Origin of the sequence: Photorhabdus africana (assembly GCF_035181445.1) — a bacterium.
In the GTDB taxonomy this organism is placed as follows: Bacteria; Pseudomonadota; Gammaproteobacteria; order Enterobacterales; family Enterobacteriaceae; genus Photorhabdus; species Photorhabdus laumondii.
This window is the reverse complement of record NZ_JAXBVE010000007.1, coordinates 24,843-41,903: the sequence shown is the minus strand read 5'-3', so window position 1 is coordinate 41,903 and position 17,061 is coordinate 24,843. Positions and strand designations below refer to the sequence as shown.

The window sequence follows — 17,061 nt, the reverse complement described above, 5'->3', positions numbered from 1 at the left end:
TGGGGGTTACACCTTATTTGGCTTATTTGGCTTATTTGGGTATAGATGCCAGTGCTCTTCTGAGCCGAGATGGTTTTCCCAAAGAGATTGATAAAGTGAACAACGCGCTAACAATTCGTCATGAGTGCCGCTATCACAAAGGGTTCCATGATCCATCACCAATATCTGGTCAGCGCGGGTTATCGTGCTCAGCCGATGAGCGATAACAAAAACTGTTTTATTCCGGGTAAGAGAATCAAACGCCTGTTGTATCAACTGTTCGTTTTCGGGATCGAGAGAAGCCGTCGCTTCGTCAAGGAATAAAACCGGAGATTGCTTTAAAATGGCACGGGCAATGGCAAGGCGCTGACGCTCGCCACCAGACAGCGTACCGCCATCCACGCCTAGCGGAGTATCGTATCCTTGTGGTAATGCCAAAATCGTATCGTGAATATTGGCAAGACGAGCTGCTTGTTCCAGTTCTAATTGGGTTGCATTGGGATCACCCAACCGGAGATTGTTAGCGACGGTATCCTGAAATAGTGCGGTTTCCTGAAATACCATAGTCACGGTGTCATACAATGCTTGGGTTTGGTAATGATGGATATCATTTCCACCCAGACGGATTTCTCCCTTATCCAGTTGATAGAAAGAGAGCAGCAGATAAGCCAACGTGGATTTCCCACTGCCACTGGGCCCGACAATAGCGGTCATACTGCCTTGCGGCGCATAAAACGACACATTTTGAATAGCGGGTTGATTGGTACCTGGATAGCTAAATGAGATGTTATTAACGTCAACATCATATTTGGCTGGCGCGGCTAATGGCCCGGAAGCTTGCGTTGCAACAGCTTCTAGCTCTGCAATATGGGTTTCACCTACTTGTGTTAAGGCCGTTATATTGAGTAAGGGGATGATCCCACGTAGAGGGGTAATCGTGGCAAACAACAACAGAATCGTGATAAGCATTTCTGAGAGTGTTAATGCTTCTGGTGAATTAAAACGCAAGGCACCAGCCAGAATGCCAACGACCACGCTGGTATCAATGATGATGTAAAACAGGCTCAGTAGCGGAATACTTCTGAATACCCCGCGGCGGAATGCAACCCGTAATTGATCGATTTCGCGGTCAAAACGCTGTTCTACCGTCGTGGTCGCTGCCGCAGCACGAATAAAAGACATACCTTGGGCGTACTCAACGATAGCTTCGGATACATCAGCCATCATAGTGGCACGCAAGCGCAATATTTCATTCAGTTTTTTACGGATAGCCCCTAAGATGAACATCCCAACCATCAGCACTAATAATGCACTACCGGCAACTACCCAATCGAACCAGAATAAAGCCAGGTAGATGAGAGTCAGCATCATCACCTGACAAGCGATTTGCGGGGTGGTATAGGCTGACTGATTTTCCTGCCATTGCACATCTTCAGATAACGTCAACGCTATTTTTCCAGCACTCAATCCCCGAATAGTGGCGACAGACATACTGACAAGGCGTTGTAGCAGAGAGCGACGAATTTCTATGCCTAAACCATAGGCGGCAATAGTGAGTTTACGTAATGCGCGAGCCATAAAAGTAAATCGCAGCAACAGTAAAATAACCAGTAATCCCAAAGTGATAAGCGGCAACATAGGATTGTCACTTTCCCCTAGATGGGTAATAGCCCAGGCAGCAATAGCCAGTTGAGCCATAATCGCAACGGTATCCAACTGTTTATATAACAACCCCTTAAACCAAACTCGTTGCAGTTTTGGTGATAGATGTTGCTGGAGACGATTAAATAGCCCCATGATAATTTGCTCCTGTCCCGGTTTTTTCTCCCCGCCAAGCAGCCCACTGTCTGGCGTATGCTCCTTGCTGTGCGACCAGTTCCTCATGGGGGCCTTGTTCGATAATCTGTCCTTTGTCTAAAACCAGTATTCGATCAAGATGACGGATAGTCGGCAGGCGATGGGCAATGACAATCACAGTCTTATTGCGGCATAAGGCATTGAGCGCTTGTTGCATCTCTTTTTCACATTCTGGATCGGCATAGGCTGTAGCTTCGTCCAATACAAGAATTGGGACGTTTTTCAGAATAGCGGCGGCAACGGCAATACGCTGTTTTTCACCTACTGATAAACTCACACCACCGTTCAGTACGGTGTCGTAACCTTGTGGTAATTGCTGGATAAATTGATGGGCTTGCGCTGCGATAGCAGCCGTTTCAACTTCGGCCTGTGAGGCATTAGGACGGGCTAATCGTATGTTATTCGCCACCGTATCGTTGAACAGAAACACACGCTGAAAAACAAAAGAGACGTTATTACGTAGCGTCGGTTCATCCATATTACGGATATCCACACCGCCAATAGTCACCTGACCATGCTGAGGGTCCCAAAGACGTGCGATAAGACTCGCTACGGTAGATTTACCCGAACCACTGGCACCGACTAAAGCTAATGAACTGCCTGCCGGTATAGAAAATGAAATGTTATTTAATGCATTTTCCTGCTTATCTTGGTAGGAAAAACTGACATTGTGCAGAGCGACGCTGTGATCGGCGGGTGTTTGGCTTTGGGTACAAGGCGCTAGTTCAGGTTGATTCATTAACCAACGATAGCGTGTGATCAACGCCTCTTGCTGTTGCAAACGTGTCATCACAGCGAACATGGATGAGGCAATATTGCCGAATGCCATTGCCGCCAAAATAAAGAAAGTGAATTCGAATAAAGTGATCTCTTGTCGGTTCAATAACCAGACCGCCAAAGGGAGGACAAACAACAGGTTAGCACTGGATAACACGAAAAACCGGCTGGATTTGACCTGCACTTTCTCAACCCAAACATCAATAATCCGAGTCAAGGCAGTAAACGCTTTCTCGGCGCGTTGCAACGCAACCTTGCCGCCTGAATAGGTTTTAACCACAGGAATCGCATTAATAACTTCACCCATTGTTGAAGCAATACGGTTTTGGGCTGCATAAAAACGCTGAGTTGTCGTTTGAACTTTTATCTGAATATAGACGAATAACAGGCAGGCACCCAAAGTTGGCGCGAAGGCCGCTAAGGCTAACCGCCAATCAATGGCTAACATGACACTCAATGCGATCAATGGACCGAATAAGGTAGCAGACATCTCTGGAATGATATGGGCAATACCATCTTCAAGCTGTTCGACGTCATCTAGCATCATCTTTTTTATTTCAGTGCTGTCGGTCAGCATGAAAAAGCCCAAAGGTACAGACTTCAACTTACTGCTGATATTGCGGCGAACATCAGCTTGCACATCGGCAGCAATCAAATGAGCAAAAAACGTTGAACCACTAAAGGTCAACATAGCGGCAAATGTAAATCCCAATAACATGACGCCATAATTCAATAGCGAGTCATATTGCCCGTCATAGATAGATTGGGTGATGAGCCCGGCAACCGCCGCCGGCAATATTTGCAGGCCGGCGGAAAGAATGGCAAGTGCAATCGCAACGTAACTCAACGTGCGGTATGGGCGCATCATATACCATAACTCTTTAATAACACCGGCATCAGCCGCACGCTGCTCCGGCAAACTCTGAACAGAAGTATCATGATTACGCATTCACGCTCTCCTTGTGGAAATTATGGAATTTACGCAATGTCCAGAACAAGGCAATGAAGGTGAAGAGAAGTGCAAGAATGAAAAGGGCGGAATAGCCTGCTTTGGTAACAATTAATCCACCCAACACTGAGCAGATAATTGCAATACCCATATCTGCGGATTGCATCAACGCAAAATCCACGCCGGACTGAGCACCCGCGGCGAGCGACATCATTTGGGTATACAGCGCAACAAATTTGGCGGCAGTGATTAAGGTGATGAAGACATATGCGGCTGACAGCAGGGATAACGGCGCTTCTGGTTGCCGGGCAAGCCAGAAGATACAGGCTAATACGATAGACTCAAGCAGCATGACAGACAGTAAAGTCTGGACAGCACCGAATTTACGTACAATGATGCCACCAAGCAGAACACCAGATAATCCAGCTAATGCACCACCACTGGCGGCAATGATACCAAGTTGAGTTAAATCCACACCGCGATCGATCAAAAACGGCGAAAGCATACCCAGTGAAAGGCGCGTACCGATCATACACAGCAATATCAAAACCAGTGCTTGCCTAACCGGCGCCCGACGGAGTGCATTTTTGAGAGAAGGGGCAACCGGGGCTTTTAAGACTGTTGGTGCTTTTTCTACCTGTGTTTCCCGTAAAAATAGGGTGGGCAATGACATCAATAGAATCACTATGGCTAACACCCCGGCACCAATGTGCCAACCATACAGTGAAACAAGGTATAGAAACAGACCGCTGCCGATAATAGAACCCAAATAACCGCCGCCAACTTGCATAACATTGCACCAAGGGCGATATTTTGGTGATAACCGGTCAATCGCGTGACCATCGGTGGTGGTATCCACCACGGTCAGGCAAATGGTGATCAAAAACAGACCAACAATAATCAGCGGCATATGTTCGGCAGGTCTTGCCAATGACATTGAACAAAAAAGCAAGGTAATTAGCAAATTACCGCAGATCATGATACGACGGGGGTTTGTATCCCCCGAACCCGATTTACGATAGCGCTCTATAATAGGTGCCCAAAGGAATTTGAACGCCCAAGGCAGCATCAACAAGTAGAGCAAGCCGATTTTATCCGGGGTTACACCGTGGCTGCGCAGAAATGCCGGCATACTTTGTAACGTCAACATGCCGATAGTACTTTGGATAGTGTAAACACCCGCTAAAGTTAGCAGTAATAACGATATATAGCGGGGATGGGAGATATTATGCGTCATAGTGAGACACTCACATCCAGCCCAACATTCAAGCCTTTATTGATCATACTGAGCGTATTTGGCTCCACGGTGAAACTGGAGACACGATACTTTTTATCGCCCAGATTTTCGCCATAGAGTTTTACGCTAACCCCGTGTGCCATTTCTAAACTTAATGAAGCGTCATAGAGGGTGTATCCTCCCTGTTCAAGGGTATTCGCTTCATTAAAGTAGCTTTTTGAATAGTAGCGGGCACCGGCATTTAAATAGAGGTTACCGGGTAACAACGTTTGATCAATCAAGTAGTCAAAATTTGCATTAAGCATGACATCTGGCGCATAAGGCAGACGTTTATCGTTATAACTTATGCCATTCTCTGTATCGGTTGCATCAGTGAAGTTTGATTTGCCTACACTTCCCCCGAGAGAAAATTTCAGCCCTTTCATTGGCTTAATCTGGCTACTCAACTCAATGCCTTTGCTCTCTGCTTTACCCACATTGCGTATAAACTGTGCACCGATCAGATCAACATAAATTTGTTTATCTTTCGAACGAATGTAGTAAACAGCGCTGTCTAATGTCACTGCGTTATCAAAGAACGAGGTATGCCAGCCGAGCTCATAATTATCTGAGGTTTCAGTATGGTAGGGTTTTCTATCCTTGGCTGAGGAGACAATGTTATTGAATCCACCGGGTTTGTATCCTTTAGTGGCAGAGAGATAGAAACGGGTATCTGGCGTCAGTTGCCAACCCAGGGCAGTCTTAGGTGTAAACTCATTGCTGGACACTTGGTTATCAAAAGCTTCGATTGCTGCCATGCCAGAACGACCCGCATAATCTATCTGCGATTTTTCATGGGACAAACGCCCGCCCAAGGTCAAATCCCACTGAGAAGCAAAGGGCAATTTCACTTCACCAAACAGTGCCAGCGATTTTCCTTTTATTGTGTTAGCCGCATTGCCATAGTGACCGGGGTAACCACTGGTATGATGTTTATTCTTTTCATCTGAAAACCAGCCACCGAGAACGCTGGTAATCCCATTTGAGAAATTGGAGTTCAAACGCAGCTCTTGCGTGGTGGCATGGTGTTTCTCTTTCCATTTACCACCAATGAAATCACGGTAAATATCGCGATCCTGATAAGAAGTCACACTGGTTAATACACTGTCGCCGAAATCATATTCAGCCTTGAATGCATAACTGTTAACCCGCCGGGTTAAATCAGGGATAGGGCCCTCATATTCTTTCCGACGAAATTGTTCGTCGTTTAAATAAAGTTCTTCATGGGAATCGAGATCTTCATGAGCAAAGCTAAGTTCAGCACTGAACGAAGAATCTTCTGGTGCAAACGTCAGTTGCCCTCGACCAAGCCAGGTTTTGCTGGAATCAATATTTTTATCGCCACGATTTGGTGCATCAATTTGCCCAGGCTCTTTTACCCAACGCAGGCTGGTACTACCATAAAGGAGATCTTCAATAAGCGGTATTGATCCGCTGAAAGAACCGCCTTGTTTCAGCTTAGAATAATTACCGGAAAGGTTAAGCCAAGGGCCTTCTTGCGGCGAACGAGTGATGATATTAATAACACCCGCTTGGGCGTTTCCGCCATATAAAGTCCCTTGCGGACCGCGTAATAGTTCGACACGTTCCACGTTGATTAATTCTTGTGTTAGGAACTGGTGATCCTGAGGAACGCCATCGACATAAATTCGAACAGAAGGCGAGTAGAAGTCCGGTGAACTAATACCGCGAATGGTGGTTGCTGAATAGGTTCTATTACCTCGTGAGCGGATTTGTAAACCCGGGAAAGCGCGTTCAAGATCTTGTACTTGAGTGATACCGGCCTGTACAAGTTCCTCGCCTGTTTTAACCAGAACGCTGCCATCCACTTTATTTAACGCTTCTTCCCGTTTATTGGCCGTCACAATCAAAGCATCTTCTGTCGCGCCAGACGAATGTTCTGCCCATACTACAGGCGAAATTAAACAACATAAGACAGACGCTCTAGCGTATTTTTTTCTCATATAAATAACTCGTTATGCACTGTTTAAATCATGTTTTACGAAAATTAGGTGTGGTAAAACAAAAAACATAACGGGAGACTATCGATAGTATTCCATCAGGGCTAACGGGATAGGGACAAAAGTAGCGCATTACGTACTATTGATAATGATTATCATTAATGATAAATTGCGTGATATTTACAATTAGAATATATATATACAGTAAAAATATAATGTTTTTAATATGTAAAACATACTGTTTTAAGTACGGAAACAATTTTTAACTGGTATTTGATGCCAATTTTACAGGGGATCTCATGAAGACAATCTATAGCAAAAAATTAGAAGTTTTCACAGCTGACCATTGCAATTGCATGCATTCACATGAAGATAAAAAGAATACAAATACTCCCTTATTGATTGAGGAATTATCTGACGGCATTCACATCAACCGGCTACGCTTTGAACTTAACAAAGATATCACAGAATATTGTGAAGGGCCGCCAACGGTATCAATCGCGTTTATTTTAAACGGGAGAGGGAAAATGGCGATTGAAAATGGTGATGAATTAGATATTCATTCGGGAATGATGATATTTTTCTATTCACCTAAAATGACGCGAGGCATGAACTTCTTTAGCTGCGGATCATGGCATATACTCGACATTCGTTTTTCATTGAACGAAATTGCAGCTCAGGAATTGCCACCTTTTACTCAATTAGCGGCAGGTTTTGAAAAGAACGCCAGTTACAGTGATGTATTGATGATGGCATGTCCTATCTACCCACCATTTATGCAGATAGTGAACCAAATAGAAGAGTGCCAATTAAGTGGCAATGTAAGAAAGGTTTATTTAAAGGCAAAAGCGTTAGAAATACTCGCTTGTGTGGCATCTCAAGTTTATGATTGTCAATATAATATGGTTAACGGGCTACAACGCCGCGCTGTTTATAATGCAATAAAAATAATTAACAGTGATTATCATTACCCTTGGACAATAAAATCATTATCAAGAGCGGTTGGTTTAAATGAACGGAAATTAAAAGAGGGTTTTCGTGCGGTTGTTTTTCGCACTTTCCATCAATATCTGGAAAATGTCCGCATGACGACCGCAGAAGATTTATTGAAAAAAGGCATGAGTGTCATTGATGTTTCTACCGCAGTAGGTTACGCCAGTCCAAGCCATTTTTCTAAACGCTTCCGGCAACATTATTTGATCAATCCTAAAGCATGGCAGGCGAAATATGCCGTTGTTCACACTTCATTAACAGAAAATATCGTAATCGGAAAATAAATGAAAATCTCTATTCTACAATGCTAACTATTTAATTGATTTTAAAAAAGATGGCCATTTTGACATGGCCTATTCATGAATAGGGGTATCGTATGATTTATACCCGTCATCTTTCAAGTTGCCTCTTTGTTGGCTGCACTCGCTCACCCCGGTCACATCGTTTGCTATGCTCCCGGGGATTCACTCCCTTGCCGTCTTGATGCATCTTGAAATCCATAGGGTATATATGTTACGCCAGTATTATGTTATCTACCGATAAGCTGTCCATGCTGACGCCAACCAGAGTGACTGAGTTTTGTCCGAAGGTAAACACCAGATCATTGTCCACCATAGAAGCATGATCCAGATAATTACTTTTATCACTGCTGCCTTCGGTACCCAAGAACACCAATTTATCCGTCTTGTTGTAACCATAGATGATGTCTTGTCCAAAATCACCGCTGAACAGGAAGGTATTGTTATTACCCTGACTTTTCAGAACATCATTACCTTCACCACCGATGAAGACATTATTGTTGCCGAAGCCGATCAACGTATCATCGCCATCCAGACCGAACAGCCAGCTACCGGAGGTTTTAGCAGTCAGAGTATCATTCCCATCGTTGCCTGTGACTGAATTGGCGTATTTCTTCAATCCACTGCTAGAATACAAACCATCGGCTCTGACTTGGGAATCCACCTGTTTAGTCAGAAACAGCCAGGTACTTTCCTTACTTCTTATAGTCGAGATATCCGTAGCAATGGTGATACCGCCTTGTGCATCACGCATATACAATGTACCTGCCTGGTCATAGGCTATTTCTGCATTTTTTAGTGACTTCTGTAAGTCAAAGGTATTATGGCCTTTCCCGCCAGCAATAATGTTAAATCCGCCATCATCACGAAATATATCATTGCCGTCGCGTCCTTCCAGATAATCGTTTCCTTTACCACCTTTAATGAGGTCGTTGCCGTCGGTACCGATAATAAAAGTACTACCCGTGTGTTTCTCCGCATTCCGGTTCAAATCTTGCACCCAGGTATTTTCACGGGTGACGTTGGAAAGATTACTAACAACAATAGTAGAGTCTTTATGAGTCAGGTCGTAGAACGTTGACTCCATAATACGTTGCATGCCGCTCTGATAAAATGGCGTCACATGCGAAACCCAGGTTGACGGATTAGCAATAGAGAAGGGCAACACATTCCACCAATCTGATGCATAGTGATCGTTAAAATTAACAATATTATTTGTAGCCGAATCCCTTGGTACATCGTGAACACCCGGAGAGAACGAATCAATGCTGGTGCCGTTTAATACGCGGAATACGGGATCATTCTCGTATCCCACGTTCAGCACTTTATTACCTTTCTCATACTGTGATGGCGAAGCGAAAGTGATATAGTTCGACTCGGAGTAGAATCCACCCCATTTCGTATCGCTAGACTCCGCCATACTATTCACAGCTAACCCACCCAAACTATGGCCGCTGACCACAACATCACTGCCCGTCAAACCGTGAGCTTTGGCATAATTAGCTACATGGTCCAGCAGCCGGCCGAAAGCGTTTGGCGCGTAGTCATTCGAATAGTCTTTCTTACCTAAAGCTACCAGCACATTATTCATAACGTCGCCGAATGTATCGGTAATAATTGACTCTCGGGGACCACTTGTACCGCGAAACGCAATGCCAATAGAAATCAAATTACCATCAGCATCATATTTTCCCATTACCTCTGCCTGTGCAGTGGAATGACTTGATTTTTCGCCAAAAAAAGTACCGCGGGCATCAGTTTTTCCCTGATAACCTAACTCATCAGCACTGATAGTAAACCATCCTGCATCATTGAGTTTATCTTGTGCCTGTTTTTCTGCGTCCGGATTCCAAGGCAATTTAGGTGTGATGCCCTGCGATGTCGTGCTGCCGAGAATTGCGGTCAACAATGTTAATGGCATCCCTAGACCAAAACCATAATTGTAATACCCCTCGGCAAATCCGCTACCCAGATTATGGTAAGCATACCCGGAGATAGTTTTTGCGTCGGAAAATAACTCTTTGGAAGTAGTATCATCAAAGTCTTTGTACTGAAAAACACCCATGATGCATATCCTTATTAAGTTAAAATAAAGTTAAAAAAGTGTTCTAAAAATATTAACCAACTAGGTAAGTATAGATTGATGCAGATCATTTAAAGAGTAATTATCTAAAAATTTATAAATTAGTGAGCCATAATGAAAATTTAATATTTTTACAAAACTTTAATTGAATAAATCAAGTTTATATGCTAAATGGTCTCGCGAGTTTTTCCTGGAATGCTAAGAGGGGGAATGACTAAAGTTTGCACCCCTTAGCATTATGTAGTAACGTGCCTACATAAATTAGCTGTTATATCGAGGTGCACTATGTCAATCACAACCTTATCAAGTCGGGAGCTTAATCAAGATGTCAGCAGGGCAAAAAAAGCGGCTAAAAGCGGTCCAGTGTTCATCACAGATCGTGGCAAACCGGCGCATGTCCTGCTAACCATTGAGGAATATCAACGAATCACCAAGCAGCGTAGAAACATCGCTGATGCTTTGGCAATGCCCGGTGTTGAAGATATTGAATTCAATCCACCACGTGTTGCTATCCCATGTTCAAATAGCCGTCCAGCCAATTTCTCATGATGTATATTCTTGATACCAATGTTGTCTCCGAACTTCGGAAAGTTCGAGCAAGTAAGGCTAATGCCGGTGTGGCTGCATGGGCTGAAAGTGTCGATGCAACAGAGCTCTTCCTGTCAGCCATTACCATTATGGAGCTGGAAACCGGCATCTTACAGATTGAACGACGAGACATAACCCAAGGGGCATTATTGCGCTCATGGTTCAACCACCATGTAATACCGGAATTTGCTGGTCGGATCTTGCCGGTAGATATGGCGGTGGCTCAGCGGTGTGCCCGGTTGCATGTTCCAGATAAGCGTGATGCACTAATCGCCGCCACTGCGCTGGTTCATGGTATGACTGTCGTCACACGAAATGTGATTGATTTTGAATTGACCGATGTGCCAATATTAAATCCTTGGGTTTAAGGACGATGAAATATTTAAATATTCATGTTTATATTAAGTGGAAAATAAATATGAGTGACAGATTTAAATAATAATCACGAGGTGGACTCACATAATAAGCTTATTATGTGAGTCCACCTATAATTATTGATAAATACGTATCTTGAAATCACACAGAAAACTCAGGTAGAATATGTTTCATGTAAATATCATTGATAATGATATTTATTAAACTTGGACTTAAGAGTTCAGTTCCTTTAATATGTTATATAAAAGAAAAAATTCTTTAAATTATATTAGGATGAAATTATTATGCCAGATGTTCGTACTATTACTAATGTTGATAACAAATTTGGTTGTAAATACAAAGTAGATTTATTGAATCAGCAATCAACACAGAGTGTGACTGTTTTTCCTGGGAAGGATGAACCTACCGGTGATATACCGATTCCGTGGTGTGATAGTCAGCAAGATCTTGACTCTGGTCGTTGTATCAAAATCACTTTCAGTAAAAAAGGGGCTTCTAATATTGAGAACTATATGTTTCAACATGGCAGTCAAGTCTATTTGACAAACAATAAAAAACAGTTTGGCAATAAGCAGATTATATCTGGTGATTCAGAAATAATTGGGGGGAATTATAAACTTAATATTAAAACAAATGGTGATTTACCACGGATGGTGTTGAGTAAATATTAATCCGCCATTATTTATAACTAAAAACAAAATTTATCTTTTACCAATTATCTGTAATTGAGTTCAAAAGAATGAATGCGATAGTGGTTTTTTTATGATTTCACATTGAATGTTAGTTATATTAGAGGAGGTGTTAATATAGCATAGCCCGAATTCCGTTTAAGCCGTCACTGGGAAATCTTCTTCTGAGTAGAAAACTTTCAGTGATGGCTTTTTCCATATCAAACGTGACATTCAGGTAACTCCGCATCTTCTCCTGCTTCGAGCTTAGCTAACCAGTCGTCCGCTTCTTCAAGCGTCAGGTGTAGTCCATTCTCTTGATACGCTTCCCAGGCACGCAATGCATCCTGCTTGAAAGATTCACGTTTTTCTTCACGCTCTACATAGGTTGCCATTTTCTTCCACCTAAATATTAAAAGGTAATACCTTTTAATACTATATCATGAAATCTCCGCTTTGCTACCAGGTAAAGAAAACCTGCATTTTTCACTTACTTGGTGCAGTAGCTGAATTTGAACGTAATCTAACATCCCTGATCCATGTTCAGAGCGTGATGCACTAATCGCCGCCACCGCGTTGGTTCATGGTATGACTGTCGTCACACGAAATGTGATTGATTTTGAATTGACCGATGTGCCTATTTCACAGAGCTTAAAAAATATTTTCCTCAATAATTAAAATTTATTTTCATCCTATTTTCCTTTCCATTATTTTATTCAAATAAAATCATTTTCACATTTTAAATTTATTGTCATATAGGTTTATTTTTCAGTGAAATAATAATTAACATGCATTAATTTTTTATTTTATTCTTATACAAAAATAATCAATCCTGTAAGTTATAAAAATAGTCCATTATTATTTTTTTGAACTAGACTATGATTGTCGCCAATGGGTAGAGTTATCTATACGATAATTTAATATGTTTATTATATGGAAAAAAATTTAATTCAAGAGGGGCGTATGAACCAAAAAAATGATTTCAAAGCTTTTTCTATTAGTAATAATGCTAATGTAGTGAGTCAAGAAAAATATGAGGAAAATCAAAGTCTACAGGTAGGATTTCCACCAGATAATATATCTACTCATGTATTAAATAAGGTATTACGCCAATCGTCAACAATAGCGTCTGTTATCGCCAACTTTATTGCGACACAATCTGGTGACGACATTCTGGATGATGGTGATATAGCTAAACTCAGCGCCAAATTAAATCAAGCGTTAAAACAAAAAGTCACCGCAGAAATTCCCAACGCCTCATTGACACAAAAAGGCGTTGTCCAACTAACCAATGAAATCGGCAATAATGACACATTGGCAGTGACACAAAAGCTAGTTCAGGAAATCATCAACTCATTGCGTGGAAATATTGATGGCAAAGTCTCCAATAGCCGGAAAATAAATGGTAAAGCGCTGACTGAGGATATTAATCTGAATGCAAGTGATGTGGGAGCATATACTAGAACAGAGGTATACACTCGGTCAGAAGTGTATACCCGAGCAGAAGTGGATAGATTGATTAAGACAACCAATGAAATTCCTGTTGGTGCTCCTATTCCTTGGCCGTTGCCCCATCCACCTATCGGCTATTTCACCTGTAATGGTTCCGCTTTTAATAAATTACAGTACCCAAAGTTAGCAGAAGCTTATCCTGATGGCAGATTACCCGATTTAAGAGGCGAATTTATTCGCGGTTGGGATGATGGGCGCGGTGTGGATGCTAAGCGTGTAATTTTAACATCTCAAGAGGATGCCATTCAAAAAATTACGGGAACATTTACAACTATCAGAGCTGTTGTTATTAACGCCGCTGGCGCATTTTCACTTGGGGATAGTACACATAGAGGCAATACACTTGATGGGGGGGACTACGGAAGAGTAGTCAATTTCGATTCATCACTTGTCGCACGTGCAGCAACAGAAACCCGCCCCCGCAATATCGCTTTTAACTACATCGTAAAGGCGGAATAATAACAAAAGAATATATCTTAGATACTGAAATCGCCATAGCCATATTAGTTATGAATAACATCATCGTTAATCATGACACGTGGCTCTAGCAAAATCATTTTCACGGATAATAAAAGCTCATCAGGTAAGATGAGCTTTTATTGCTTTCTAGACACGCTCGAAGTTTGGATTGAGCATCGTCATCATATTTGGAAAACCAGATGGACAAGAATACGGTTCCTATGCTCTGAAAAAGTAACTTTCCAGTTCAGTATGTTATCGATGAACAAGTTCATCATCAGTGCGAGGCGTTTCTCCACCTGTCCGGAATAGGATATCCCGGAATGCTTTTATATCAGCAGCTTCAGCAGCTTTGGCACGGTCTGAAAAAAATTGCTCAGTTTCCAGAGCAGAAATTTTTTCCGCAACTGCGATAGCAATAAACTGGTTAACGCTGGTACGATCACGCTTTGCCACTCTGGTGACTTCCTCTCTTAGAGATTTCGGTAATCGCAATGTATCGGTTGATGTTTCACTCATTTCTCACTCTCCTAATGGCAATGGCCGGTGTCAGAACCTCAATATTAAACGTTCCAAACACAGTACCATAATAACCACCTCATGCAATCCCTGAAAATCAAAGAGTTCGCTTAAAGTTAATGGTTAATATAAATCAGGTTGATATTTCATTAGCGACAAACTTAATTAGCTTAAAAAAACAAAATCAAATATCAATAAAGCGCTGTTTTTAATCAGCGCTTTTATCTAATAAAAACTCGCAAAGTATTTTATTTTCTTTCTACGACTCATCCAAGATTAAATCAAACCCTAATTCCATCTATATTTTTACTTTTCTGATTCGTCAGATTTTGATTATTAAAAACGGCAGTATAAAAAATAAGACAAGTATGAAAATGCATTTTTACCACAATGTGCCTTATCGATTTTTCACAATAAATACAGTCAATTACAAAATAACATAAAATTCCATATATTATATTTCACTCTAAGACTATTGCATTAAGTTAATATCCATGAGAATTTATTCCCCGCCGAAATACGGTGGGTTTTGAATATCATTAAATGTGTCACAGCATATTAACTTGCTATAAATAATGTTAATTGATCTCTTCATCTATTTCTCATCTTAATTCGGTTATTTACTGTCTATTTCAAAATACTTACTGAAATAGACCATTAATCAGGTTTGGTGCGGTTTAACGTAAGTTTGCACTTCCTGTCATATATAAAGGTAAAAGGTGCCATGAATACTCAACGTAAGCTTGATAAAGTCAGACCGCCCCGAGTTCAGATTACTTATGATGTTGAATTAGGTGGTGCGGTCGAGAAAAAAGAATTGCCTTTGGTTATTGGTGTTATTGGACAATTTGCTGAGCAATCTATTCCCATGCGTGAACGTCGTTTCATGCATATTGATAAAGATAATTTTAATGCCGTGATGGAAGGCTTATCACCCTCATTGGAATTACAGGTTGAAAGCGCGCTGCCGGGTCAGAGCGGATTTATTAATGTCGATTTGCAATTTAAATCAATGGCTGATTTTAACCCTGAGAATTTAGCGAAACAAATAGAACCGCTTCATCATTTGTTAGAAGTACGCAGCAAACTCAGTGATCTGAAAGGCCGTGCACTGAGCAATGAAAAATTGCGTGACCGTCTGGCGGAAATTCTGGCTGAACATGCGGATAAATTACCGCAGGTAAATAAAGAAACGGAAACCACCGCCACAGAAAATAGAGCGGATGACGTCACCCCGGACAATAACAATACTCCGGAAAATAGTAATGCACAGTGAGGACAGCATGGAACAGAGCGTTGTTGAACAGCAAGAATTGAAAACGACAGAAACAAGTGGTGATTTTCTTGATCAAATTATTGATAACACCCAAGCCATCCGTCGGGAAGCCGATCGTGATCGGGTAAAAAGCCAACTCGACCAGTTTCTGGCCGAAGTCACTTCCGGTTCACTGGTGGTTTCTGGCGATTTAGTAAACAGCATTGAGGAACGTATCGCAGCGATTGATGCGCTGATGTCCGCTCAACTGAGTCTGGTTTTACATCATCCGGAATTTCAGCGTCTGGAGTCTTCTTGGGTAGGGCTTAAAGGATTACTTGACCAAAGCGAAACGGATAATACCCAAATCCGCATGCTGAACGCGACGAAAACCGATTTGATTAAAGACTTTAAATCGGCATCGGATTTCGATCAGTCAATGCTGTTTAAAAATGTGTATGAATATGAATACGGTACCTTTGGTGGTGAACCTTATTCCGCATTTGTCGGTGATTTTGACTTTGATAACAGCCCGGAAGATCTCTACTTACTAGAGCAGATTTCTCATGTGGCCGCAGCCGCCCATGCGCCGTTTATCAGTTCAGTCAACGCGGGCATGTTGGGGCTGAATGATTTTGGTGAACTCCCACGTCCACGTGATTTATCCAAACTGCTTGCAACATCCGATTATCTGCGTTGGAAACGCTTCCGGGAATCTGATGACTCTCGTTATGTCGGCTTGACTTTACCACGAGTCATTGGCCGTTTGCCTTATGGGGCAAAAACCATCCCGGTCGAACAATTCTGCTTCGAAGAGCAGGTCAAAGAAGGGAATAGCAATAGTTATCTGTGGATTAACGCCGCCTATGCACTGGCAGGCCGTATGGTCGCTGCATTTGAACAGTATGGTTGGTGTGCAGCGATCCGTGGTGTAGAAGGCGGAGGATTGGTCGAAGCATTGCCAGCGTATCACTATACCTCTGTGTCCGGTGAAAATGTGCTGCAATGCCCGACTGAGGTGGCTATCTCTGATCGCCGCGAAAAAGAGTTAGCAGAATTAGGGTTCATTCCTCTGGTTTATTATAAAGGAACTGACTATGCCGCATTTTTCTCGGTACAGTCACCGAATAAGCCGAGAAAATATAATTCTGACTTGGCAAATGCCAACGCAAAATTATCAACCCAATTGCAATACATTATGACAACATCTCGTTTCGCTCATTATTTGAAAATGATTGTGCGTGACAAAGTGGGCAGTTTTATGTCCCGCGGAGAATGTCAATCTTATCTGCAAAACTGGATCAACCAATATATTGTTGGCTCTGATACCGTCGGCGCGGAAATAAAAGCGAGTCACCCATTACGGGAGGCAAGAGTTGATGTTGTTGAAGTTCCTGGATCACCGGGAACATATCGGGCTGTAGCCTATTTAAGGCCGCATTTCCAATTAGAAGGATTAAGTATGTCTTTACGGTTGGTGGCTGATTTACCGCCATCATCGGCTGCCTGAT

14 protein-coding genes are annotated in these 17,061 nt (G+C 42.2%); 7 read left to right on the top strand and 7 right to left on the bottom strand.

The window, feature by feature from the left end:
- Window positions 1-6: 6 nt before the first annotated feature.
- The 4 genes from SLS51_RS05900 to SLS51_RS05885 are packed head-to-tail and all read right to left on the bottom strand — an operon-like array spanning window position 7 to window position 6,802.
- Window positions 7-1,863: an ABC transporter ATP-binding protein gene (locus SLS51_RS05900; RefSeq protein WP_323836415.1), complete on the bottom strand. Its 1,857-nt coding sequence runs from the start codon at window positions 1,861-1,863 to the stop codon at window positions 7-9.
- On the bottom strand, window positions 1,763-3,562 hold the full coding sequence (locus SLS51_RS05895; protein ID WP_323836413.1) for an ABC transporter ATP-binding protein: 1,800 nt from the start codon (window positions 3,560-3,562) through the stop codon (window positions 1,763-1,765). Before SLS51_RS05895 ends, SLS51_RS05900 begins: the two co-directional genes overlap by 101 nt.
- Entirely contained in the window at window positions 3,555-4,799 is a 1,245-nt protein-coding gene (locus SLS51_RS05890) for an MFS transporter (RefSeq protein WP_323836411.1), read from the bottom strand. The genes SLS51_RS05895 and SLS51_RS05890 overlap by 8 nt, the downstream gene beginning before the upstream one ends.
- Window positions 4,796-6,802, bottom strand: coding sequence for a TonB-dependent receptor (locus SLS51_RS05885; protein WP_323836409.1), 2,007 nt, complete (start codon window positions 6,800-6,802; stop codon window positions 4,796-4,798). Before SLS51_RS05885 ends, SLS51_RS05890 begins: the two co-directional genes overlap by 4 nt.
- 296 nt (window positions 6,803-7,098) lie before the next feature.
- On the opposite strand from SLS51_RS05885, the gene SLS51_RS05880 reads away from it, so the two are divergent.
- Window positions 7,099-8,076, top strand: a complete 978-nt coding sequence (locus SLS51_RS05880; RefSeq protein ID WP_323836407.1) for a helix-turn-helix transcriptional regulator — start codon at window positions 7,099-7,101, stop codon at window positions 8,074-8,076.
- Window positions 8,077-8,305: 229 nt separating this feature from the next.
- Here SLS51_RS05880 and SLS51_RS05875 read toward each other — a convergent pair whose 3' ends face one another.
- Entirely contained in the window at window positions 8,306-10,156 is a 1,851-nt protein-coding gene (locus tag SLS51_RS05875; RefSeq protein WP_323836405.1) for a polyurethane esterase, read from the bottom strand.
- A 303-nt stretch (window positions 10,157-10,459) separates the two neighbouring features.
- Here SLS51_RS05875 and SLS51_RS05870 point away from each other — a divergent pair, with 303 nt between their 5' ends.
- From SLS51_RS05870 to SLS51_RS05860, 3 genes are all read left to right on the top strand, one after another.
- On the top strand, window positions 10,460-10,723 hold the full coding sequence (locus tag SLS51_RS05870; RefSeq protein ID WP_323836403.1) for a type II toxin-antitoxin system Phd/YefM family antitoxin: 264 nt from the start codon (window positions 10,460-10,462) through the stop codon (window positions 10,721-10,723).
- Entirely contained in the window at window positions 10,723-11,130 is a 408-nt protein-coding gene (locus tag SLS51_RS05865) for a type II toxin-antitoxin system VapC family toxin (protein WP_323836572.1), read from the top strand. Before SLS51_RS05870 ends, SLS51_RS05865 begins: the two co-directional genes overlap by 1 nt.
- A gap of 291 nt (window positions 11,131-11,421) precedes the next feature.
- Window positions 11,422-11,808: a hypothetical protein gene (locus SLS51_RS05860; RefSeq protein WP_323836401.1), complete on the top strand. Its 387-nt coding sequence runs from the start codon at window positions 11,422-11,424 to the stop codon at window positions 11,806-11,808.
- Window positions 11,809-12,026: 218 nt separating this feature from the next.
- On the opposite strand, the gene SLS51_RS05855 is transcribed toward SLS51_RS05860, so the two are convergent.
- Window positions 12,027-12,200 carry a hypothetical protein gene (locus tag SLS51_RS05855; protein WP_391529213.1) on the bottom strand — a complete coding sequence of 58 codons (174 nt, stop codon included), beginning with the start codon at window positions 12,198-12,200 and terminating at the stop codon, window positions 12,027-12,029.
- A gap of 568 nt (window positions 12,201-12,768) precedes the next feature.
- Here SLS51_RS05855 and SLS51_RS05850 point away from each other — a divergent pair.
- Entirely contained in the window at window positions 12,769-13,776 is a 1,008-nt protein-coding gene (locus SLS51_RS05850) for a tail fiber protein (protein WP_323836399.1), read from the top strand.
- Window positions 13,777-14,031: 255 nt separating this feature from the next.
- On the opposite strand, the gene SLS51_RS05845 is transcribed toward SLS51_RS05850, so the two are convergent.
- Window positions 14,032-14,295 carry a toxin-antitoxin system HicB family antitoxin gene (locus SLS51_RS05845; RefSeq protein WP_323836397.1) on the bottom strand — a complete coding sequence of 88 codons (264 nt, stop codon included), beginning with the start codon at window positions 14,293-14,295 and terminating at the stop codon, window positions 14,032-14,034.
- A 724-nt stretch (window positions 14,296-15,019) separates the two neighbouring features.
- On the opposite strand from SLS51_RS05845, the gene tssB reads away from it, so the two are divergent.
- Entirely contained in the window at window positions 15,020-15,571 is a 552-nt protein-coding gene (tssB, locus tag SLS51_RS05840; protein ID WP_323836395.1) for a type VI secretion system contractile sheath small subunit, read from the top strand.
- 7 nt (window positions 15,572-15,578) lie between these two features.
- Window positions 15,579-17,060 (top strand): type VI secretion system contractile sheath large subunit, encoded by a 1,482-nt coding sequence (gene tssC, locus SLS51_RS05835; protein ID WP_323836570.1) that lies wholly within the window; start codon window positions 15,579-15,581, stop codon window positions 17,058-17,060.
- Window position 17,061: the final 1 nt, after the last annotated feature.